The sequence below is a fragment of the Streptomyces sp. NPDC096136 genome (assembly GCF_044763325.1).
Taxonomy (GTDB): domain Bacteria; phylum Actinomycetota; class Actinomycetes; order Streptomycetales; family Streptomycetaceae; genus Streptomyces.
On the sequence record NZ_JBIWFZ010000007.1, the window covers coordinates 149368 to 169328 of the forward strand.

Annotated in this window: 16 protein-coding genes, 1 tRNA gene and 1 pseudogene; 9 read left to right on the plus strand and 9 right to left on the minus strand. The window is 75.2% G+C overall.

Annotation, left to right across the window (positions count from 1 at the left end):
- Positions 1-190 precede the first annotated feature (190 nt).
- A complete protein-coding gene (locus ACIRBY_RS17320) occupies positions 191-1063 on the minus strand; it encodes a helix-turn-helix domain-containing protein (protein WP_403901350.1) in 873 nt (290 codons plus the stop codon).
- Positions 1064-1398: 335 nt separating this feature from the next.
- Here ACIRBY_RS17320 and ACIRBY_RS17325 point away from each other — a divergent pair, with 335 nt between their 5' ends.
- The 3 genes from ACIRBY_RS17325 to ACIRBY_RS17335 all read left to right on the plus strand — a co-directional run bounded on the left by ACIRBY_RS17325 (position 1399) and on the right by ACIRBY_RS17335 (position 3876).
- Positions 1399-2067 carry a helix-turn-helix transcriptional regulator gene (locus ACIRBY_RS17325; protein WP_042817517.1) on the plus strand — a complete coding sequence of 223 codons (669 nt, stop codon included), beginning with the start codon at positions 1399-1401 and terminating at the stop codon, positions 2065-2067.
- Positions 2068-2131: 64 nt separating this feature from the next.
- Positions 2132-2689 carry a toxin-antitoxin system, toxin component gene (locus tag ACIRBY_RS17330; protein ID WP_366456269.1) on the plus strand — a complete coding sequence of 186 codons (558 nt, stop codon included), beginning with the start codon at positions 2132-2134 and terminating at the stop codon, positions 2687-2689.
- Positions 2686-3876, plus strand: a complete 1191-nt coding sequence (locus ACIRBY_RS17335; protein WP_403901351.1) for an MAB_1171c family putative transporter — start codon at positions 2686-2688, stop codon at positions 3874-3876. Before ACIRBY_RS17330 ends, ACIRBY_RS17335 begins: the two co-directional genes overlap by 4 nt.
- A 40-nt stretch (positions 3877-3916) precedes the next feature.
- Here the strand turns inward: ACIRBY_RS17335 and ACIRBY_RS17340 are convergent, their stop codons facing one another.
- The 3 genes from ACIRBY_RS17340 to ACIRBY_RS17350 form a co-directional block, all read right to left on the minus strand.
- Positions 3917-4693, minus strand: a complete 777-nt coding sequence (locus tag ACIRBY_RS17340; RefSeq protein ID WP_403901353.1) for a hypothetical protein — start codon at positions 4691-4693, stop codon at positions 3917-3919.
- 121 nt (positions 4694-4814) lie between these two features.
- Positions 4815-5384 carry a hypothetical protein gene (locus ACIRBY_RS17345; RefSeq protein WP_403901355.1) on the minus strand — a complete coding sequence of 190 codons (570 nt, stop codon included), beginning with the start codon at positions 5382-5384 and terminating at the stop codon, positions 4815-4817.
- Between the two features lie 165 nt (positions 5385-5549).
- On the minus strand, positions 5550-6422 hold the full coding sequence (locus tag ACIRBY_RS17350) for a helix-turn-helix transcriptional regulator (protein WP_403901357.1): 873 nt from the start codon (positions 6420-6422) through the stop codon (positions 5550-5552).
- Between the two features lie 187 nt (positions 6423-6609).
- Here ACIRBY_RS17350 and ACIRBY_RS17355 point away from each other — a divergent pair, with 187 nt between their 5' ends.
- Genes ACIRBY_RS17355 through ACIRBY_RS17365 form a run of 3 tightly spaced genes read left to right on the plus strand, consistent with a single transcriptional unit; the run spans position 6610 to position 9883 of the window.
- Positions 6610-8292, plus strand: a complete 1683-nt coding sequence (locus ACIRBY_RS17355; protein WP_403901358.1) for a sensor domain-containing protein — start codon at positions 6610-6612, stop codon at positions 8290-8292.
- Positions 8280-8948: a response regulator gene (locus ACIRBY_RS17360; protein WP_403901359.1), complete on the plus strand. Its 669-nt coding sequence runs from the start codon at positions 8280-8282 to the stop codon at positions 8946-8948. Before ACIRBY_RS17355 ends, ACIRBY_RS17360 begins: the two co-directional genes overlap by 13 nt.
- Before the next feature lie 59 nt (positions 8949-9007).
- Entirely contained in the window at positions 9008-9883 is an 876-nt protein-coding gene (locus tag ACIRBY_RS17365) for a hypothetical protein (protein WP_403901361.1), read from the plus strand.
- A 38-nt stretch (positions 9884-9921) separates the two neighbouring features.
- On the opposite strand, the gene ACIRBY_RS17370 is transcribed toward ACIRBY_RS17365, so the two are convergent.
- Both ACIRBY_RS17370 and metG read right to left on the minus strand, forming a co-directional pair.
- Positions 9922-11121 (minus strand): glycosyltransferase 87 family protein, encoded by a 1200-nt coding sequence (locus tag ACIRBY_RS17370; protein ID WP_403901363.1) that lies wholly within the window; start codon positions 11119-11121, stop codon positions 9922-9924.
- 153 nt (positions 11122-11274) lie between these two features.
- Positions 11275-12990, minus strand: coding sequence for a methionine--tRNA ligase (gene metG, locus ACIRBY_RS17375; protein WP_403901364.1), 1716 nt, complete (start codon positions 12988-12990; stop codon positions 11275-11277).
- A gap of 383 nt (positions 12991-13373) precedes the next feature.
- Here metG and ACIRBY_RS17380 point away from each other — a divergent pair, with 383 nt between their 5' ends.
- Both ACIRBY_RS17380 and ACIRBY_RS17385 read left to right on the plus strand, forming a co-directional pair.
- Complete coding sequence (locus ACIRBY_RS17380) at positions 13374-13976, plus strand: sigma-70 family RNA polymerase sigma factor (protein WP_403901365.1); 603 nt, start codon at positions 13374-13376, stop codon at positions 13974-13976.
- An 812-nt stretch (positions 13977-14788) separates the two neighbouring features.
- Positions 14789-15508, plus strand: a pseudogene (locus ACIRBY_RS17385) (IclR family transcriptional regulator C-terminal domain-containing protein); the annotation flags it as partial.
- Positions 15509-15861: 353 nt separating this feature from the next.
- On the opposite strand, the gene ACIRBY_RS17390 reads toward ACIRBY_RS17385, so the two are convergent.
- From ACIRBY_RS17390 to ACIRBY_RS17400, 3 genes are all read right to left on the minus strand, one after another.
- Positions 15862-17544: a serine/threonine-protein kinase gene (locus ACIRBY_RS17390; RefSeq protein WP_403901366.1), complete on the minus strand. Its 1683-nt coding sequence runs from the start codon at positions 17542-17544 to the stop codon at positions 15862-15864.
- 101 nt (positions 17545-17645) lie between these two features.
- Positions 17646-17733: transfer RNA gene (locus tag ACIRBY_RS17395), tRNA-Leu, on the minus strand.
- A gap of 186 nt (positions 17734-17919) precedes the next feature.
- Entirely contained in the window at positions 17920-18861 is a 942-nt protein-coding gene (locus ACIRBY_RS17400; protein WP_403901368.1) for a beta-ketoacyl-ACP synthase III, read from the minus strand.
- Between the two features lie 220 nt (positions 18862-19081).
- Between ACIRBY_RS17400 and fdhD the strand changes: the two genes are divergently transcribed.
- Entirely contained in the window at positions 19082-19927 is an 846-nt protein-coding gene (gene fdhD / locus ACIRBY_RS17405) for a formate dehydrogenase accessory sulfurtransferase FdhD (RefSeq protein ID WP_403901370.1), read from the plus strand.
- The last annotated feature ends 34 nt before the right edge of the window (positions 19928-19961 follow it).

The following is a 19961-nucleotide window of genomic DNA, read 5'->3' on the forward strand; positions in this document are numbered from 1 at the left end:
CCGCCCGCCGCCACGGCCCGGGGCGACGCGCCCCGGGCACCGGCGCGGATGCCACGATCGGCGACATCCACTCGATGTCGCCGATCGTGGCATCCGGCCCTCGGCGCCCGGCGGGGGCGGGCCGGAGCATCGCCGGATCCCGCCGCCGCGCGCCGCGGCGGGCGCTGGGGGACCAGTGTCCCCCGCCGCGTCAGTCCCCCAGCGCCGGAACCGCCCGCAGGCGGGCCCCCTGCTGCTGCGGGAAGCCGGCGCCGCCGGGTGCCGGACCGGTCGGCAGGCCCTGCGGGGCCGAGAGCACCAGGGTGATCCGGGTCAGCCCCATCCCGTCGAGCATCCGACTGGATTCGGCCACCATCCGGCAGCGCACCAGGCCCCAGCCCGGGTCGGGGTGGCGCACGGTCCGCACCGCGCCGTCCCGCTCCGCGGCCTCCTGCCCGTGGGTGGTCAGCCAGTGCGGGACCCCGTACCGGTAGGCCGCCTCCATGAACGGGTCGCGGGCCACCTCCTGGCGGATGCTCCGCAGCCCCTCATCCTCCGGGGACGCCTCCAGGGCGGTCGCGAACTGGGCCAGCAGCGGTACGCACCAGGCCGGTTCGTGGTCCTCCAGCACGGCCGCGGCGTCCGGGTGGAACAGCACGAAGCGCAGGAAGTTGTCGTCCGGCAGGGCCGTGGGGTGCGGCCTCACCGTCTGGAAGAGCCGGTCGAAGGCCGAGTTGGTGAGGGCCACGTCCCAGCGGTGGTCCACCAGGAAGCTCGGGTAGGGCACGGCCTCCATCAGGGCCGCGTAGTCGACCAGGTAGTCGCGCTGGGCCGGGTCCTGCGGCAGCCGGCTCTCCTCGGCCGCGCGCCAGGTCGGCGGCGGATCGCGGTCGACCATGACCCGGAAGAGCCAGAAGCACTGCCGCTCGCTCATCTCCAGGGCCTCGGCCAGGGCGAGGAGTTTGCGGTCGGTCCATTCCTTGACCAGGCCGCGCTCCCAGTTCCCGTACGCGCGTACGCTGATGCGCAGGCGCGCCGCGAGGTCTTCCTGACTCAGGCCCAGTTCTTCGCGGCGTTGGCGCAAAATCTCCTTGCGCCGCTCCGACCGCACTGCGCCACGGGCGGACTCGTCGCCCGCCAGGCGCTCCTCACCGGCTCGGACGAGGCCATCAGACGGGCCCACCGCTGCGAGATGTGGCACCGAGAGCTCCCCCTCCTCAACGGTCTGGATCTTCATTTCCGTGTGGCGATCCTGCTACCGACTTCATTCGAGTGTCAACTATTGTGGCAATTCCAGCCTGGCGACAGCTCATTCGCGCCACAGCTGTGGCAAGTTATGGCTCTCCCAAAACAAACCGGATAGATTCCCTGAGGCCGACCACGTGCCCACTGACCTCGCGCGATCTAGGAGAACCACTGGTGACAGACGGCTTCCCGGCTCCCGTCGCGGTGGCCAACGCGCCCCTGGCGGCAACCGTCACGCGGGTCGCCGAGCTGGCGAACAAAATGGGCCGCGACCCGAACCAGGTCTTCGACCTCCGCCGCCTTTCCGAGGCCTCCGGGGTTCCCACGGACGTGATCAGATCCCTGCTCGACGGCAGGCGGGCCGGTGAACCCGATCTCCAGGCGCGCTTCCTCCAGCGCCTCGACCTGCTCCGACGGACCCGGGTGAAGCCCAACGGCCGCCGCTACACGCAGCAGGAGATCGCGGACGGCGCCGGGATGTCGCGGCAGCAGGCGGGCGCCCTCATCAACGGCGACCGGCGGCCCACCATGGAGCACTGCGACGCCATCCAGCGCTTCTTCGGGGTGCACGCGGGCTTCCTCACCGCCCATGACGCAGACGCCCTCACCGACGCCCTCCAGCGCACCGAGCAGCAGCTCCTCCAGGACTTCGCGGGACGCGAGCGGCAGACCGTACCGGCCGAGGCCGCCGCGGCCGGCGACCCGCTCGCACGGCTCCTGCAGAACCACGGTGTTCGGGGCATCGCCTGGCGCGCCGCCCAACTGCCCAGCGACAAGCACCGGGACAAGGTGACCGAATGGCTGGACATGCTTCTCGAAAGCGTCAAACCGAACGAATCATGACCCAGTCGAAAGTCTGGATCTGATCCTTGAGTCCTGATCCGGATCCGCGTCGACGGGGAGAACGGTGAGCATAGGCAGAGCGCAGCGGCGATTGTGCGCGGAGCTGGTGTCCGGCATCAAGCTGGCCGCCCCCGTGGAACCCGTGGACCTCTACGCCGCCCTCTGCGACGGCATGAGCAGGCACCGGGGCCGCCCGGTGCAGTTCCGGATGGCGGCGTTCCCGCAGGGGACGGCGAGCGGGCTGTGGCTGGACATGGCGGACCGGGACCTGGTCGTGATCGAGGAGCGCACCGCGCCGGACCACCAGCTGGTCATCCTGGGCCACGAGCTCTGGCACATGAAGGCGGGCCACTGCAGCCACCACGTCGACGGCGCCGCGGTCGCGGCCCGGCTGTTGAGCGACGGCGCCGACCTCGGCGAGACGGTCCGCAGCGTCGCCGCGCGCACCCGCGCCGACGTCCAGGAGGAGACGGAGGCCGAGACCTTCGGCCTCCTGCTCGGCAGCAGGTGCCGCACCTGGCTCGCCGGATCCTCCGGTGCCCGGCCGGCCGGCCGGCGCGACGAGCTGGCGGGCCGGATCGAGACCTCCCTCGGCTACCGGGGGCACAGGAACGACCGTTGAAAGGACCGGACTACTACATCCCGGCGGCCGCCATGGCGATCTCCCTCGTCTGCAAGCTGCCGGCCCTGCGCACCAACTGGCGCGATCCGCTCCTGCGGTCGGTCTGTGTCCTGCTCCTCCTGGCCGGCTCGGTCTTCACCTTCGCCGCCCCGCCCACCATCGAGGCCGTCAACCGCTGGACCGGGATACCCAACTTCTCCGCCCCCCTGGTCTACTGCCTGATGACCGCCTTCAGCGCCTCCTGCCTCGTCCTGGTCTTCAACTGGCGCGGCGGCCCCGCGGAGGAGATCCGGGCCACCTCGCTGCGCTGGATCGCCGGCTACTCCGTCGTCGTCGCGGCGATCGTCGTGCTGTTCGCCCTGGGCTCGGCGCCCGTCGAGCGGCTGCGCGACTTCGACACGTACTACGCGAACACCCCGTACATCCGGCTGATGATCGCCTCCTACCTGCTGGCGCACAACGTGGCCGTGATGATGATGGTCTCGATGTGCTGGCGCTGGTCCCTCCAGGTCTGCGGCTGGCTCCGGGCCGGCCTCCTGATCATCGTGTCCGGCTACGCCATCAGCCTGGCCTACGACGCCGCGAAGATGTCCGCCGTCGCCGCCCGCTGGTTCGACCGCGACCTGGACTTCCTGAGCACCTTCGTCGCCCCGCCGCTGGCCTCCGCGGGCGCGCTGGTCAGCTCGGTGGGCTTCGTGCTGCCCCTGGTGTACCAGCGGGTGTCGGACAGCTGGCGCACCTGGAGCACCTACCGGCACCTGGGGGCGCTGTGGCACGAGGTGCAGCGCACGGCGCCGGTCGGGACGCCCGGGGTGCGGATGTCCTGGTGGTCCCCGGCCGCGATCCGGGTGATCCAGCGGGAGTCCGACATCCACGACGGGTTCCTGCGCCTGGGCCCCTGCTTCGACCGGCGCCACCGCGACACCGCCTACGAGCGGGCCCTGGCGGCCGGCGCGGACGAGGAGACGGCCCGCGCCGTGGCGGACGCGGCGATGGTGGCGGCCGCCGTGCTGGTGTGCGCCGCCGACCCGGAGGCGGCGTCCGGGGGCGAGGAGGAGGCGGCGGAGGGGAACCGGGTCCTCGTCACCGCCGAGGGTCCGCGCGACCTGGTACGGATCTCGCACGCGCTGCGGCACTCGCCGCTGGTGGCCGCGGCCCGGCGGCAGGCGGCCCCGGCGGGGGGCTGAGCCCGCCGGGGCCGCGCGGCCGGGGAGGGTGCCCGGGGCCTCAGCGGGAGGCGGTCACCGACAGGGCCGGGAACAGGTCCTGGAAGGCGCCGGCGGAGTCGGTGCCGGCCCGCCCGTAGGGGGCGTCGAAGCTCCAGACCATGAACAGCAGGAACACGATCAGCGCGCTGAAGAGCCCGGCCAGCAGCAGCTCGCGGCCGGAGCGCCGGATCTGGAGGGTGAAGATCAGCCCGATGGTGACCACCCCGCCCACCAGCAGCCCCACCCAGACCACGCTCGGCAGGGTGGACTCGTCGCTCTGCGTGCGCGAGTGGCGGGCGTCGTCGGCGGCCGCGATCTGGTCGAGCAGCGGCTGGTAGGCCTGCGCCTGGAGCTCGTTGGCGGGGCTCTGGTGGGTGACGTCGGTGCGCAGCTTCCCGAGCAGCTGCGCGCCCTCGGGGGAGGCGTCCTTGCCGGAGACCAGCCGCGGCCAGTCGACGCTGACGGTGTGGGAGACGTACGCGTCGACCTCGCCGCGGATCCGGTCGCGGACGGGCACCGGGTAGACGTCGGCCCGCTGGGTGACCTCGTACAGCGCCTGTGCCTCGCGGCGCACGCTGTCCTCGGCGGCGCCGCGCGCCTCCCAGACCCCCGCGATCGCCAGGCCCAGGACGATCGCGTAGACCACGCCGACCATCATCGTCATGTACTCGATGACGTCGGGGGTTTCGCTGGTGTCCTCGTCATCCGCGACCCGGCGGTGCCGGATCGCCGTCATGGCGAGGACGAGGGCGCAGACGAGCGCCAGGGCGATGGCCAGGACCAGCCATTCGGACACGAGGGATCTCCCGTTCGTGGATGCGTCAGTGCGGGGATGCGTCGGCGCTCCGGCGCCGCGGTGCTTCGGTGTCTCGATACTTCGGTGTCTCGATACTTCGGTGCTTCGGTGCTTCGGTGTCTCAGGAGGCCGGGCCGCGGCTCTTGCCCCGGGGGCGCAGCGCGGCGGCGGCGAGCACGGCCGGGGTGGTGACGACCACCATCAGCATCATGGTGCTCAGTCCGTTCGGGCCGCGCCGCTCCAGGGCGGCGGAGTGGTACGGGCGCACGTGGAAGGCGTGCACGGGCGCGGCCGCGCCGGGCGCGGGCGGACCGGAGGCCGCGGCCGGCGCCGCCTCCGGCAGGGGCGCGGGCGCCGGCGGAGCCGGGGGCGGCTGCGCCGCGCCGTCCGGCGCCGGGACCCCGGGCGCGGGGGCCTGCGGCAGGCCCGGCGCCGTGCCCGGGTGGTGCACGGCGGGCCGCTCGGCGCCGGGCACCGTCACCCGTACGGCGGGCGGGACCACGGCCGGCGTCCCGGGCCTTGCCACGGGCGGCGGGGGCATGGACGGCCGTACGGGCGGCCGCCCGGCGGGCACGCACACGTCGACCCGGGCCCCGCTGCCGTGCCCGTCACCGGCGACCGCCACGTGGCCGTGCAGCGGGCAGAGCGCGGCCACCATGCCCGCCCCGGCGTAGTACTGCCAAGCCGTCACCGCGGTCCTCCGATTCGGCAGCCGACATGAGGGTTACGGCTGAAGAAACGATCAAGGGCCCGGTTCGACACGCGCCGGACGGGTCAAGATCCTTGTCCGAGGGATGACTTCGGGCCCCGCGGCTGACGGCCCCGGCCGGGCCCGGCGGGCGCGGCCGGCGCGGCGTCAGGCGGGGGTGCGGGCCCGTTCCCCGGTGGCCGCCCCCGCGAGGAGGCGCAGGGCCGCCTCGGAGGGGGAGCCGGCCTCCGCCGTGTAGGCGACCAACGTCTGGTCGGGGTCGTCCGGGAGGCTGAGGGCCTCGTAGGCGAGGGTGAACCCGCCGACCAGCGGGTGCCGCAGGTGGTAGCCGCCGTGCGTCTTCCCGGAGACCTCCTGGGCCCGCCACATCGGCCCGAACTCGGGGCTGTGCGCGGTGAGTTCCTCGATCAGGGCGTTCGCGCGGGGGTCGTGGGGGTGGCGTGCGAGGTCGAAGCGGAGGTGGGCGACGAGGTCGCGGGCCTTGGTCTCCCAGTTGGCGAACCGGTCGCGCGTCGCGGGGTGCAGGAAGACCGCCCAGGCCTTGTTGCGCCGCTGCGGCGGCAGGGCCGCGAAATCGGCGAAGAGCGCGGCGAAGAGCGGGTTCCAGGCGAGGACGTCGGTACGGCGGCCCAGGACGAAGGCCGGGGTGTCGGGGATCGACTCCAGCAGCCTGAGCAGGCCGGGCCGGACCCGCTGCGGCTCCTCGGCCGCCGGGGCGGGGGCTCCGCGCCCGGCGTTGCGCACCAGCCGGGTCAGGTGGGCGGTCTCGGCGCCGTCCAGTCGCAGGGCGGCGGCCACGGCCCCGAGGACGGCCTCGGAGACGTTCTCGGCGCGGCCCTGTTCGAAGCGGGTGTAGTAGTCGACGCTGACCCCGGCGAGCTGCGCCAGCTCCTCCCGCCGCAGCCCCGGCACCCGGCGCCGCCCCCCGAAGGCGGTCAGCCCCGCGTCCTCGGGCCGGATCCGGGCGCGGCGGGAGCGCAGGAAGTCACCGAGTTCGGTCTTGGGTCCGCTCTGCGTCATGCCCCGCATCCTAAGCCCGCCCGCCCCGGCCGAGGGCCGCGCGGCGTCGGGGGAACGCGCAGGTCAGGCCCTTGCCCCGGGCGGCGCCCGGGAAGGGCGGACCGGCGGCGCGGGGCCCTGCACGGCTGCGGGTGCGGTCGGGTGACGGCCCGTCGGGTGCGCCGGGGTCGTCGCCTAGGGTGGCCGTATGCCCGGATCCTCCGCTGCCGTACCCCCTGCCGAGACGCCACCCGAGCCTCCCGTGGCCGTCTGGCGGGTGCTGCGGCGGCCGCTGCGGTTCCTGGGGTCCTGGTGGCCCTGGCGGTGCTGGGCGTACCTCGGCGGCGGGTGGGCGCTCGGGTACGGGGTGCTGTGCGCGCTGGTCCTGCTGCTGGGGCTCGGGGTGCTGCTGGCCGTCGCCGGGATCGGGCTGGTGCTGCTGGTCGGGGCGGTGGCCGGGGCGGTGCCGCTCGGGGAGCTGGAGCGGCGGCGGCTGCGGTGGGTGGAGCCGGAGCCCGTCGGGGATCCGCACACCTCGCTCGCCGGGGCCGGCGCGGCGGCCTGGCTGCGGACGCGGCTGCGGGAGCGCGCCACCTGGCGGGAGTTCGGGTACGCGCTGCTGTTCGGGGCGGTCTTCGGGGCGGCCGGGTTCGGGGTGCTGGCCCTGCTGGCGCTCTCCCTGATGCTGGCGGCGGCCCCGGTGATCGTGTGGGCCCTCGCCCCGGAGCCGGTGATGCTGATACCCGGGCGGGCGGTGGCGGGTCCGCTGGAGGCCCTGGGCGGGACCGCCGTGGGGCTGGCCGGGCTGGTGCTCGCCGCGTACGCGGGCGCGCTGATCGCCGGGGCCCAGGTCAAGACCGCCCGGCTGCTGCTCGGGCCGCGCGAGGAGGACGCCCGGGTGCTGGAGCTGACCCGGTCGAGGGTCCGGCTGGTGGAGGCCTTCGAGGCGGAACGGCGGCGCATCGAGCGGGACCTGCACGACGGGGCCCAGCAGCAGCTGGTCGCCCTCAGCATGACGCTGGGCCTGGCCGAGCGGGAGCTGCGCAGGGCCGCCGCGGCCCTGCCGGCCCCGGGAGCGCGGCCGGCCCCGGCGGACGGGAGCACTCCTACGGGGCAGCCCGTCCCGGACACGGGCGCCCCCGCGACACTGCCGGCCCCGGGCGCGCACGCCCCCACGGGGGAACCGACCCCGGACACACACGCCCCCACGGCACTGCCGGCCCCGGGCGCGCACGCCCCCACGGGGCAGCCGACCCCGGACACACACGCCCCCACGGCACTGCCGGCCCCGGGCACGGGCGGCCCCGCCGGGCTGCCGGCCCCGCCCCCGGGTGGTTCCCCGGCCGGCCCGTTCGCCGGGGGCCCCGTCGCGGGTGGTCTCCCCGGGTGGAAGGACGCTCCCGCCGGCGGTGTACCCCCGGTGGAGAGCGCCGCCGTGCTCGTGCGCCGGGCGCGCGGGGAGGCGAAGCTGGCCCTGTCGCAACTGCGGGACCTGGTACGGGGCATGCATCCGCAGGTGCTCACCGACCACGGGCTGGCCGCCGCCGTCGCCGAGGTGGCGCTGCGCCATCCCGTGCCGGTCACGGTGGACCTGGAGGTGCCCCGGCTGCCCGAACCGGTCGAGGTCACCGCGTACTTCACCGTCACCGAGGCCCTCGCCAACGCCGCCAAGCACAGCGGCGCCTCCCGGGTCGCCGTCGCCGCTAGGGTCGAGGGCGACCGGCTCACCCTCACCATCACCGACGACGGCCGCGGCGGGGCCGATCCCGGCGCGGGGGCGGGCCTGGCGGGACTGGCGGACAGGGTGGCGATGTTGCGGGGGAGGCTGACGGTGTCCAGCCCGGTCGGCGGGCCGACACGGCTGCGGGTGGAGGTGCCGTGCTCCGGGTGATCCTCGCCGAGGACTCGGTGCTGCTGCGCGCGGGCCTGACGGAGCTGCTGGCCCTCGGCGGCCACCGGGTCCTCGCCGCCGTCGGCGACGCCCCCGCCCTGCTGCGGGCCGTGGCGGCCGAACGGCCGGACGTGGTCGTCACGGACGTGCGGATGCCGCCCGGGCTGCACGACGAGGGGCTGCGGGCCGCGCTCGAACTGCGTTCCCGGGATCCCGCGCTGCCGGTCCTGGTGCTCTCGCAGTACGTGGCCACCGCCTACGCCACGCAGCTGTTCTCCGGCGGTTCGGCGGCCGGGCTGGGCTATCTGCTCAAGGACCGGGTCGGCGAGGTGGAGGAGTTCCTCGACGCCCTGCGGCGGGTGCACGCGGGGCAGACGGTCATCGACCCCGAGGTGGTCCGCGTCCTGCTGGCCCCGCGGCCGGTGGACGGCCCGCTGGCCCGGCTGACCCCGCGCGAGCGCGAGGTGCTCGGCCTGATGGCGGAGGGGCTCAACAACCAGGCCGTGGCGGCGCGGCTGTTCGTCACCGAGGCCTCGGTCGTGAAGCACGCGGGCAGCATCTTCGCGAAGCTGGAACTGGACCCGGCGGAGGGCAACCGGCGCGTCCTGGCCGTGCTGGCCCATCTGCGCGGTTCCGCAAGCCCGGGGCCCGCATAGTGATGAGGCTGTGACCTGGGGGCATTCAGATCGGCGGAAGCGGTCACTAGGGTCTCAGGGTGCCGAAGAACGATGCGATGCCCCCAGGACCGGACGGACCGGACGAGGACAAGTGGAACGTGGTCCTCGACGAGGACTTCGTCCGCGGCGCCTCGATCCACGAGCCCGCCGCGCCCGGGCGCTCGCGCACCTGGCCGATCGTCCTCGGACTGTGCCTGCTGATGGCCGCCCTGGCCCTCGTCACCCTGGAGATGACGGACCCCGCCGACGAGGAACGCGTCACCGCCCGGCCCCGGCACACGGCCTCCGCCCCCGGCGCCCCGGCCGCCACCGCCACTCCCTCCGGCCCCGGCTCCCCCGCCGCCACGGCCTCCCCGAGCGCGCCGGTGTCGCCTCCCGCCGCCGGCACCGCGGGCGACCGCCCGATGGTCCCGCTGGCCGACGTCTTCCCCTCCGAGGTCCCCGACGGCGCCGGGGGCGCCTTCACCCGGGTGGGCGCGAAGGTGCTGGACTCCTGTACCCGGCCGGACTCGGTCGGCCCCCGCCTCACCCGCATGATCTCCGCGGGCAAGGGCTGCGTCGGCGAGCAGGTCGCCCTCTACAAGGACGCGCAGGACAACCAGTTCAACCTCGCCGTGTTCACCCTGAGGGACCCCCGGGACACCGTGGGGGTGGTGACCGCCCTGTCGACGGCCTTCGACGACTACCAGGTCGGCCCGCAGGCCCCGCCGCCCGGATCCGGGCTGGCGACCCTGGGGCCCGAGACCGGGCTGGTGCAGTCGTTCACGGGCGTCGGCCGCGTGATGGTGGTCGGGCTCGGGCAGTGGAGCGACGGCCGCAGCGGCGACTTCCAGACGCTGGTCGACCGGCTGCGTCCCCTGCAGAACGAGGTCGGTGCGCGGGTGGACCGGTACGAGGGCGCCGGCGCGCCCTGACCCCGGCCCGTCCGCGGACCGGCGCCGACCCCGGCCCCTCAGCGGACCCGCGCCGACCCCGGCCCCCGCGTCCGGGACCGGGCCACCACCCGCGAGGGGAGGGGGCCCGCGGGGGCCGCCGAGCGGGCCCAGACCACCAGCAGCGCCGGCAGCGCGAGGTAGCCGAAGCGCCCCGCCGGGGCCAGCAGGAAGGCCAGGGTGAGCCCGAGCGCGAGGCGGTCCGCGGCGGCCACCAGCGTGCGCGGCGGGCGCACCCGCAGCGAGAGCGCCACCCCCAGCCCGGCCGACACCAGCAGGGCCGCCGTCAGGTACCAGCCCCACGGGCCGAGCTCCGCCAGCAGGTGCCCCGGCAGGGGGCTGTCCGCCGGGGTCGGCACCGGCGCCCGGCCCGTCGGGAAGGCGAACACCTGCCGCCACAGCTCCGCCGGCTGGAGCAGGGCGCCCGGCAGCACCAGGGCGGCCGTGACCGCCCCCGCCACCGCCGCGCAGCGCACCGCCGCCCGGGAACCGGAGCGGGACCCGAGGAGGGCCGCCGCCACCGCCACCGCCGGCAGCGCCGTCCACTTGAGGGCGCCCGCGGCGCCCAGGGCGGCCCCGGCGAGGCCCGGGCGGCCGGAGGCGGCCGCCGCGAGGGCGAGGCAGCACAGCCCGGCGAGCGGCAGGTCCACCCCGCTCACCGCCAGCGGAAGGGCCACCACCGGCGAGGCCACGAGCAGCGGGAGCAGCGGTGAGGGGCCCGCGCCGAGGAGGCGGCGGCCGGCCCGCAGGCCCGCGAACAGCACGGCCGCGCACCAGACGCGGGCGTCGCCCAGCAGCCGGACCGCCCACTCCCCTCCCCCGCCGGAGCCTCCGTCCAGCAGGGCGCGGGGGAGGCCGAGGAGGGACGCGGCGGGGAGGTAGGGGGTGTACTCCCCCACCCCGGCGGGTTGGTCGACGTACGTCTTCCCGGTGTCGAGGAGGAGCCGCCCGGACCGTTCGATCACGCCGACCTCGGACTGGCCCTGCCCGGTCAGGACCAGGTACAGGAGGGGGACGGCGACGGCGCCCAGCAGGGCCGCGCCGAGCGCCGCGCGGCGCCGGCCGAGGGCGGTGGCCGCGGCGGCGGCGAGGTATCCGGCGCCCGCGCACCACCCCCACAGGCGGTGCGGGGCCAGGGTGGAGAACAGCGGGAAGGACAGGGCCCACGCGGCGGCGAGCAGCCAGCCGGCGGTCCACCGGGCGGTACGGGAACGGGTCATGGCCCCATTCCAGCCGGGCGGCCCCGGCCCGGTCTGCACGTCCAGGCGGAGCTTTCCCGGTGGGGTTTTCCCTACCCCGGCCGCCGCTCCCGGACGCGCCGAAGGGCGCGACCCCGGCGGGGTCGCGCCCTTCGGGCGGCGGGGTCGGGGGCCTCAGGCCTCCGGGGAGCCGCCGAAGCGCTCGCGGTAGGACTCCAGGTCCTCCTCGGTGATCCGGGCGAAGAGCACCGGCGGCACGGTGAACGGGGTCCCGGCCGGAACCGCGTCCAGCGCCTTGGCCTGCTCCGGGGTCACCCAGGCCGCGGTGTCGCCGGGCAGGTCGAACGCGGTGCGCATGGCGCGCGCCGAGGCCGGGATGAACGGCTCGGAGACCACCGAGTAGAGGTGGATGAGGTTCATCGCGGTGCGCAGGGTGAGCGCCGCGGCGTCGAGGTCGGTCTTGACCTCCAGCCAGGGGGCCTTCTCGTCCAGGTAGGCGTTGCCCGCCGACCACAGGGCGCGCAGCGCGGCCGCGGCCTTGCGGTACTGGAGGGTCTCCATGTGGCCCTCGTACTCGGCCAGCAGCTCGGCGATCTGCTCGCCCAGCTTCGCCTCGGCCTCGCCCGCGGGGCTGCCGGCCGGGACCTCGTCGCCGAACTTCTTGCGGGAGAAGGTCAGGACGCGGTTGACGAAGTTGCCGAGGGTGCCGCCGAGGTCCTTGTTGACCGTGGCGGCGAAGTGCTCCCATGTGAAGGAGGAGTCGTCGGACTCGGGGGCGTTGGCGATCAGGAAGTAGCGCCAGAAGTCGGCCGGGAGGATCTCCAGCGCCTGGTCGGTGAAGACGCCGCGCTTCTGCGAGGTGGAGAACTTGCCGCCGTAATAGGTCAGCCAGTTGAAGGCCTTGACGTAGTCGACCATCTTCCACGGCTCGCGGGTGCCGAGCTCGGTGGCGGGGAACATCACCGTGTGGAAGGGGACGTTGTCCTTCGCCATGAACTGGGTGTAGCGGACGTCCTCGGCCTCGTACCACCACGCCTTGTAGTCGCGGTTGGCCGGGTCGGCGTCGGCCCACTCCTTGGTGGAGGCGATGTACTCGATCGGCGCGTCGAACCAGACGTAGAAGACCTTGCCCTCGGCGGCCAGTTCGGGCCAGGTGTCGGCCGGGACCGGGACGCCCCAGTCGAGGTCGCGGGTGATGGCGCGGTCGTGCAGGCCCTCGGTCAGCCACTTGCGGGCGATGGAGGACGCCAGCTGCGGCCACTCCTCCTCGTGGCGCGCGACCCAGGCCTCGACCTCGTGCTGGAGCTTGGACTGCAGGAGGAAGAGGTGCTTGGTCTCGCGGACCTCCAGCTCGGTGGAGCCGGAGATGGCCGAGCGGGGCTCGATCAGGTCCGTGGGGTCGAGGACGCGGGTGCAGTTCTCGCACTGGTCGCCGCGCGCCTTGTCGTAGCCGCAGTGCGGGCAGGTGCCCTCGACGTAGCGGTCCGGCAGGAAGCGGCCGTCGGCGGGCGAGTACACCTGCCGGATCGCGCGCTCCTCGATGAAGCCGTTCGCCTGGAGCTGCCGCGCGAAGTGCTGGGTGATCTCGGCGTTCTGCGCGGAGGAGCTGCGGCCGAAGTAGTCGAAGGACAGCTCGAAGCCGTCGTAGACCGCCTTCTGGGCGTCGTGGGCCTGCGCGCAGAAGTCGGCGACGGAGATCCCGGCCTCCTTGGCGGCGAGTTCGGCGGGGGTGCCGTGCTCGTCGGTGGCGCAGATGTACAGGACGTCGTGGCCGCGCTGGCGGAGGTACCGGGAGTACACATCCGCCGGAAGCATCGACCCGACCATGTTGCCCAGGTGCTTGATCCCGTTGATGTAGGGAAGCGCGCTGGTGATCAGGTGTCGAGCCATCCTCGGATGCTCCATTTCAGTTCATTTCTACGGATCCATGCGGTTCCGTGCGGCGGCGGCCCGCCGGGGCGTGCCGTGCCGAATACGCATGGTGAGGCGGTTCATCGTATCGAACCGCGGGCGCGGACCCCGACCGGTATCCGGAGGGCGGACGGGGACCCCGCGCCGGGGCGCGGGAGGGGCCGGCGGAGGGCCGCGGGCGGCCCGGTGCGGGCGTACGTGCCGATGGGATATGCGTACGTACCGACCGGCCCTCCGCCTGATCGACTTCGCTCACGAACCGGTCACCACCCAACGTAATCCCTTCAGGTTTCTCCTCCACGCCCCCCGAGTGCGCCGGTACTGCTCTCATGGACCGGCACCAGGGGATGAGGTGGGGAACGGTGAACGATGGCGGACCGGAGGAGTCCGGCGGGGCCGTGGGACTGCCCAGCCGGCGGCGGCAGCCGACGCCCATGAGCCAGTGGGACCCGACCGCACGCCTGTCGTACTGGGCCTTCCACAGCAACCGGCGGCCGGCTTACATGCGCTTCGCGTACCTCCAGCTCGGCTCCGACGCCGACGCCGAGGACGCGGTGGACGCCACCTTCGACTCGATCATGCACGAATGGCTGCGCATGCTGCACATGGACCGTCTCGACGCCTACGCCTGGACCGTGCTCAAGCAGCGCATCGTCGACTGGCAGCAGCGCCGCGACCCCCGTCTGCGCCGGCCCGAGCCGATGGACATCAGCGCCTTCGAGGCGGCGCTCAAGGAGGTCCACCCCGACCAGTACGAGGTGCTGACCGACACCATCCGCTTCTACCAGGCCGTCTCCCGCCTGGCCGAGCGGCAGCGCGACACCGTGGTGCTGCGGTACGGGCTCCACTGCTCCCCGGGCGAGGCCGCCGCCGTGATGGGGGTCGACGAGGCCACCGTCCGCTCGCAGCTCGGCCAGGCCCACCGGCGCCTCGCGCGGCTGCTCGACGCCGCCCCCGAATCATGAGTGCCGCCGACGGCCGCACCGGCGCGGACGGCGGCCCCGGCGCGGCCCCCCGCGCCCTGTCCGAGTTCCTGGCGCGTGCGGGCGTGCGCGACCGCTACCCGCACTACGACCTGGGCGCCGCCGAGGCCCGCCTGCTGCGCCCGCCCCGCGCCCCCGGCGCCCCGGCGGCGACGACCCGCAACCGGCGGCGCCCCTTCGGCTGGAGCGACCCCGCCCGGGACTGCCCGCTGGACTCCGAACGGGCCCGCCGGGACCTCAAGGCGGCCTGCCTGGCCGTGGTGTGCGACCCGCAGGCCGGACGCGACCTCGGCCGGTTCGCCGACGGCACCCACGCCGACCCGCCGGGGGCGCTGGTCTTCGGCTGCCTGCTGCACCTGGCGGGGCTGCGCGAGGGCGCCCGGTTCTGGTGGCAGTTCGCCGCCGGGTCCGGGAGCGCGCGCACCGCCCCCGCCGCCTACTGCCTCTTCCTCGACCACTCCCGGCGCGGCGAGCACCACGACGCCCGCCTCTGGGCCCGCGAGCTGGGCAGCCGGGGCTTCCGGCCGGGCGGCCGCCGAGAGCTGCGCGAGGTGCGGCTGTGCGCGCAGGCGGCCGTCCTGCGGTACGTCGACCAGTGCGACGACCCCGATCTGGGCCCGGTGCCGCTGCCCCGGCCCGAGCTTCCCCGAGTGCTGACCGCCTTCCTGGCACCGGCTCCGGAGCGCCGGGAGCGCCGTGAGCGCCGGCCGCGCCCGGCCGCGGGCCCGCTGCGCCACCCCGCGCTGGCGTCGGCCGCGCGCGGGACGGCGGTGCGGAGCGACACCGGCGAGGCCATGGAGCAGGCGCGGCGCGCACTGGACGTCGTACGGGTCCTGGAGCGGCACCCCCTGGGGGTGCGGGCCGGGCGGCTCGCGCGCAGGACCGGGCTGACGGACGCGGCCCTGCGCCCCCTGCTGTCGATGCTGTGCGAGGAGGAGTACGCCTACCGCCCGGGCGCCGGGGTGTACGCGCCCGGCCCGGCCCTGGACCGGCTCGCGGCCCCGGGCGGCGCGGGCCTGGCGGGCCAGCTCCAGCGCACCCTGGCGCTGGCGCGGGACAGCGCGGGCGCCGCCGTCTACCTGAGCCGGTACGCGGAGGGCGAGGTCCGGATCACCCAGATGGCGGACGGTCCGGGCGCTCCGCCGGTGCGGGAGTGGGTGGACTTCCGGGCCGCCGCGCACGCGAGCGCGGTCGGCAAGTGCCTGCTGACGCAGCTGGACCACGACGTCCGGGCCGACCACGTGGCCCGCCACCGCCCGGCCCGGCTCACCGCGCACACCATCACCGACAGCCGGGTCCTGTTCAGCGCCCTGGACGCGCTGGCCCCCGGTGCCCCGGTCTTCGACCTGCGCGAGTACTCCCCCGGGGTCGTCTGCGCGGCCGTGCCCATCGCCACGGGCGGAGCCGCCGGAAGCCTGGCGCTCTCCCTGCCCGCCGCGCACGCCCACCGCCTGCGCGGGGCGACGGAGGCCCTGCGCCGCAAGGCGGTCCCCGTGCTGCTGGCCCTGCTGCTGTCGGGTGCGATCCCCCCGGACACCCCGGCGGACGCGGTGGACCCGGCGGCCGGGGCCCTGCCCGCGGCGGACACCGCGCCGACCCCGGAGGCCCTGCGCCACCTGGGCCGGGTCTTCCGGACCCCGCTGGCCCGGTTCACGGAGTCCGCCGCCGGGCCGCACCTGGTCAGCGACTCGGTGGCGGGGGCGGCGTACCTGTTCGACACCGGCCCGGAGGGCGGGGGTCCGCGCCTGGCCCTCCCCCGGACCCTGGGCCCGCTGGCCCCGGGCAGCCTGCCGGCGCGCGGGGGCCTGGTGGTCCTGGGCACCTGACGGGTCGCGCGCGGCCCGCGGGGGCGGGTCGCGCGGGCGCCTCAGGCGCCGGGGACGAAGGAGTCCAGGGCCGTGTCGAAGTGCGCCCTGGCCTGCGCGAGGCGGCCGACGGGGGCCGACACCCAGACGTCGTACCTCCGGCCGTTCCCGTCCCAGCACAGGTCGTAGGTGTGCCGGGCGCCCTCGGCGGTGGTGAAGCCGTTCCAGGTGAACTCCCACAGGGCCGCGGGCAGTCCGTCGTGCGTGGTGGGGACGACCGCGTGGTCGCGGTAGCCGGGGTTGTTGGACGGGCCGTCCGCGTCGGACCGCCGCATCGCGGCGAGCGGGCCGCCCGGCGACGCGGGCCCGACCTTGATGCCGATCCGGAACGCGCCGTCCGGGGAGACGTAGAAGACCCGCTGGTCGTCGGTGGTGCGCTGGAAGCCCAGGGGTACGGCGAGGGCGAAGCCGTCCGGGTCCGCCACGGTCCGGTACCCGGCGGGCGCGGCCCTGCCGGGCTGCGCCTGCGGGGGCGGGGCGGGGGCGGTCACCGTGGTGGTGGCCGTCGCCGTGGCCGCCGCGGCCGGCGCGGACACCGCCGGGGACCGCGGGCCGGTCGTGGCCGCGCCGGGGGGAGGCGTGGTGCGCTCACCCTGCGCGGCCGGCCGCCCCTTGGCGTCCGTACGGTCCGAGAGGAGGGAGGTCACGGCGACCGAGCCGATGACGGCCGCCAGGACGAGCGCGGCGACCAGCCCGACGCGCAGGCCCGCCCGGGGCTTCGGAGCGGGCCCGGTGTGCGCGGTGGCGCGCTCGGTCGGCGTGTACCCGGCCGGCGCGGGGGCCACCGGGGCGGGGGCGGCGGGCCGGTGCGGGCCGGGGGCGGGGCCGAGGAGGGGGAGGCTGCCGGTGGTCACGTACGCCGACAGCATCCGACGGGCCTGCGCCACTCCCAGCCGGCGCCCGGGGTCGCGCTCCAGCAGGCCCCCGACCAGCGGGGCCAGCGGCCCGGCCTGCGCCGGCGGGCGGATCTCGTCGTGGACGACGGCGTGCAGGACCCCGCCCAGCGAGTCCCGGTGGAAGGGGGACTCGCCGGTCAGCGCGGCGCACAGCAGGGCGCCCAGGGACCACAGGTCGGACGCGGGGCCGGCGTCGGCCCCCTGCATCCGCTCGGGAGAGGTGTACTCGGGCGAGCCCACGAACGCGCCGGTCTCGCTGATGGTGGTGGAGCCCGCGAGGCGGGCGATGCCGAAGTCGGTGAGCACCACCCGTCCGGTGCCCGCCTCCATGAGGACGTTGGCGGGCTTGACGTCCCGGTGCAGCACCCCGCGCTCGTGCGCCGCGCCGAGGGCGCCGAGCAGGGCGAGTCCGACGCGGGCGGTCTCGCCGGCGTCCAGGGGGCCGTCGGCGGTGAGGCGGTCGGCGAGCGAGCCGCCCTCGACCAGTTCCATGACGATGTACGGCCGGCCGTCGTCCTCGACGACGTCGTGCACGACGACCACGTGCGGATGCTTGATCTGGGCGACGGTGCGCGCCTCGCGCAGCGCCCCCGCCGCCTGCCCGCCCGCGCCGACGTGGAGTTCCTTCACGGCGACCGAACGGCCCAGGAGCTCGTCGGATGCCTGCCAGACGGTTCCCATGCCGCCGCGGCCCAGCCTCTTCCCCAGGCGGTACCGCCCGGCGATCACGACCTCGTTGCGCGGTTCGTCCTGCGGCACGCTGCTCCCCCTCGACCCGGTCAGGCCCATGATGCCGCACGGGCGGATCCGGCCACCGGCTTCTGCGGCAGCCCGCGCGGCTCCGCCCCGGAACGCAAAAAAAGAACCCCACCGAAGTGGGGTTCTTCCTCTGGTGTCCGAGGGGGGACTTGAACCCCCACGCCCGATAAAGGGCACTAGCACCTCAAGCTAGCGCGTCTGCCATTCCGCCACCCGGACCGGTGGTCGGCCCCGGTTTCCCGCGGCGACATGGACAACAATAGCAAAGGATCGGCGGGCCTCCGACCAGGTTTCCCGCCCGGCCGCCGGCCCGCCACGCCGCGCTGACCTGCGGGCATGCTCCGGGGCCGGATACGACGGCGCCCGCCCCGGTACGGGGCGGGCGCCGGAGCGGGGCGGGGCCGCCTAGGGGCAGCGGATGACCTGGCCGGCGTACGAGAGGTTGCCTCCGAAGCCGAACAGGAGGACCGGGGCGCCGGAGGGGATCTCGCGGCGCTCGACCAGCTTGGAGAGGGCCATCGGGATGCTGGCCGCCGAGGTGTTGCCGGAGTCGACGACGTCCCGGGCCACGACGGCGTTCACGGCTCCGATCTTGGCGGCGAGGGGCTCGATGATCCGCAGGTTGGCCTGGTGCAGGACGACGCCCGCCAGCTCCTCGGGCGTGATCCCGGCCTTCTCGCAGGTCTTGCGGGCGAGCGCGGGCAGCCGGCTGGTGGTCCAGCGGTAGACGGACTGGCCCTCCTGCGCGAAGACCGGGGGCGTGCCCTCGATGCGCACCGCGTGGCCCATCTCCGGGACCGAGCCCCACAGCACGGGGCCGATGGCGGGTTCCGCGCTGGCCTCGACCACGGCCGCGCCGGCGCCGTCGCCGGTCAGCACGCAGGTGGTGCGGTCGCTCCAGTCGGTGATCTCGGCCATCTTGTCGGCCCCGATGACCAGGGCGCGGGTGGCGGAACCGGACCGGATGGCGTGGTCGGCGGTGGCGAGGGCGTGGGTGAAGCCCGAGCAGACGACGTTGAGGTCCATCACGGCGGGCCCGCCGGCCATGCCCAGCTTGGCCGCGACGCGGGCGGCCATGTTGGGGGAACGGTCGATGGCGGTGGAGGTGGCCACCAGGACCAGGTCGACGTCGTCCGGGGTCAGGCCGGCGTTGGCGAGGGCCTTCGCGGCGGCCTGGTAGGCCAGCTCGTCGACGGGCTCCTCGGGACCGGCGATGTGGCGGGTCCTGATACCGACCCGGGAGAGGATCCACTCGTCGCTCGTCTCGACCATGGCCGCGAGGTCCTCGTTGGTGAGCACCTTCGCGGGCTGGTAGTGCCCGAGCGCCACCACGCGTGAACCGGTCATGGGCGGAATCCCCCTTTGTATGGCAGTCAGGATCATTCACCTTCTCCTGCTACCGGCGAGTACGTCTGCGTGTAACCCAACAGGATTAGGCCATGGGAATTTGGAGAATTCCGAGCATCGGCCAGACGGGAGACGGGGCCCGTCCGGGATCCGGGAGAATGTCCTCGTCAGGTGCACGATCGGGTGCGCGACGGGAAACGGAACGGACGGGCTGATCGCGATGGGACGGGTCACCGAGCGGCGCCGCGTCGTACGGGTCCGGGGCAGGGCGGCCGGTGTCCGGCCGGACACCCTGGTCGCCGAGGAGCCGCTGGAGATACGGCTGAACGGCAAGCCGCTGGCCATCACGATGCGCACCCCCGGTGACGACTTCGCGCTGGCGGCGGGATTCCTGGTCAGCGAGGGCGTGATCGCGCGGGCCTCGGACGTCCGGGCCGTGACCTACTGCGAGGGGGCCGCGGAGGACGGCTCCAACACCTACAACGTGGTCAACGTGCAGCTGGCCGCCGGGGTTCCGCTGCCGGACATCACGCTGGAGCGGAACGTCTACACGACCTCCTCCTGCGGCCTGTGCGGCAAGGCCAGCCTGGACGCGGTGCGCACGGCGACCCGCTTCCCGGGGCTCGCGGCGGATCCGGTGCGGATGCCCGCCGACCTCCTCTCCCTGCTGCCGGACCGGCTGCGCGCGGCGCAGAAGGTCTTCGACCGCACGGGCGGACTGCACGCCGCCGGGCTGTTCTCGGCGGAGGGCGAGCTGCTCGACCTGCGGGAGGACGTGGGGCGGCACAACGCCGTGGACAAGATCGTCGGACGGGCGCTGCGGGACGGGCGGCTGCCGCTGGCCGGGGCGGTCCTGCTGGTCTCGGGCCGCGCCTCCTTCGAGCTGGCGCAGAAGGCCGTGATGGCCGGGATCCCGGTGCTGGCGTCGGTCTCGGCGCCGTCCTCGCTCGCGGTGGACCTGGCGCTGGACTCGGGGCTGACGCTGGTGGGCTTCCTGCGGGGGCCGGACATGAACATCTACGCGGGCGAGGAGCGGATCCTCCTGCCCGCCCCCGACACGGCGTAGGAACGGCCCGGCCGGGGCCGGGACGGCGGACCGG

What these genes read in the sequence shown, in the direction of transcription:
- ACIRBY_RS17350 (WP_403901357.1), bottom strand. Translation starts at nt 6,422, where the DNA reads ATGACGCAGAGCGGACCCAAGACCGAACTCGGTGACTTCCTGCGCTCC.
- ACIRBY_RS17355 (WP_403901358.1), top strand. Translation starts at nt 6,610, where the DNA reads ATGCCCGGATCCTCCGCTGCCGTACCCCCTGCCGAGACGCCACCCGAG.
- ACIRBY_RS17370 (WP_403901363.1), bottom strand. Translation starts at nt 11,121, where the DNA reads ATGACCCGTTCCCGTACCGCCCGGTGGACCGCCGGCTGGCTGCTCGCC.
- metG (WP_403901364.1), bottom strand. Translation starts at nt 12,990, where the DNA reads ATGGCTCGACACCTGATCACCAGCGCGCTTCCCTACATCAACGGGATC.
- ACIRBY_RS17390 (WP_403901366.1), bottom strand. Translation starts at nt 17,544, where the DNA reads ATGGGCCTGACCGGGTCGAGGGGGAGCAGCGTGCCGCAGGACGAACCG.
- ACIRBY_RS17400 (WP_403901368.1), bottom strand. Translation starts at nt 18,861, where the DNA reads ATGACCGGTTCACGCGTGGTGGCGCTCGGGCACTACCAGCCCGCGAAG.
- fdhD (WP_403901370.1), top strand. Translation starts at nt 19,082, where the DNA reads ATGGGACGGGTCACCGAGCGGCGCCGCGTCGTACGGGTCCGGGGCAGG.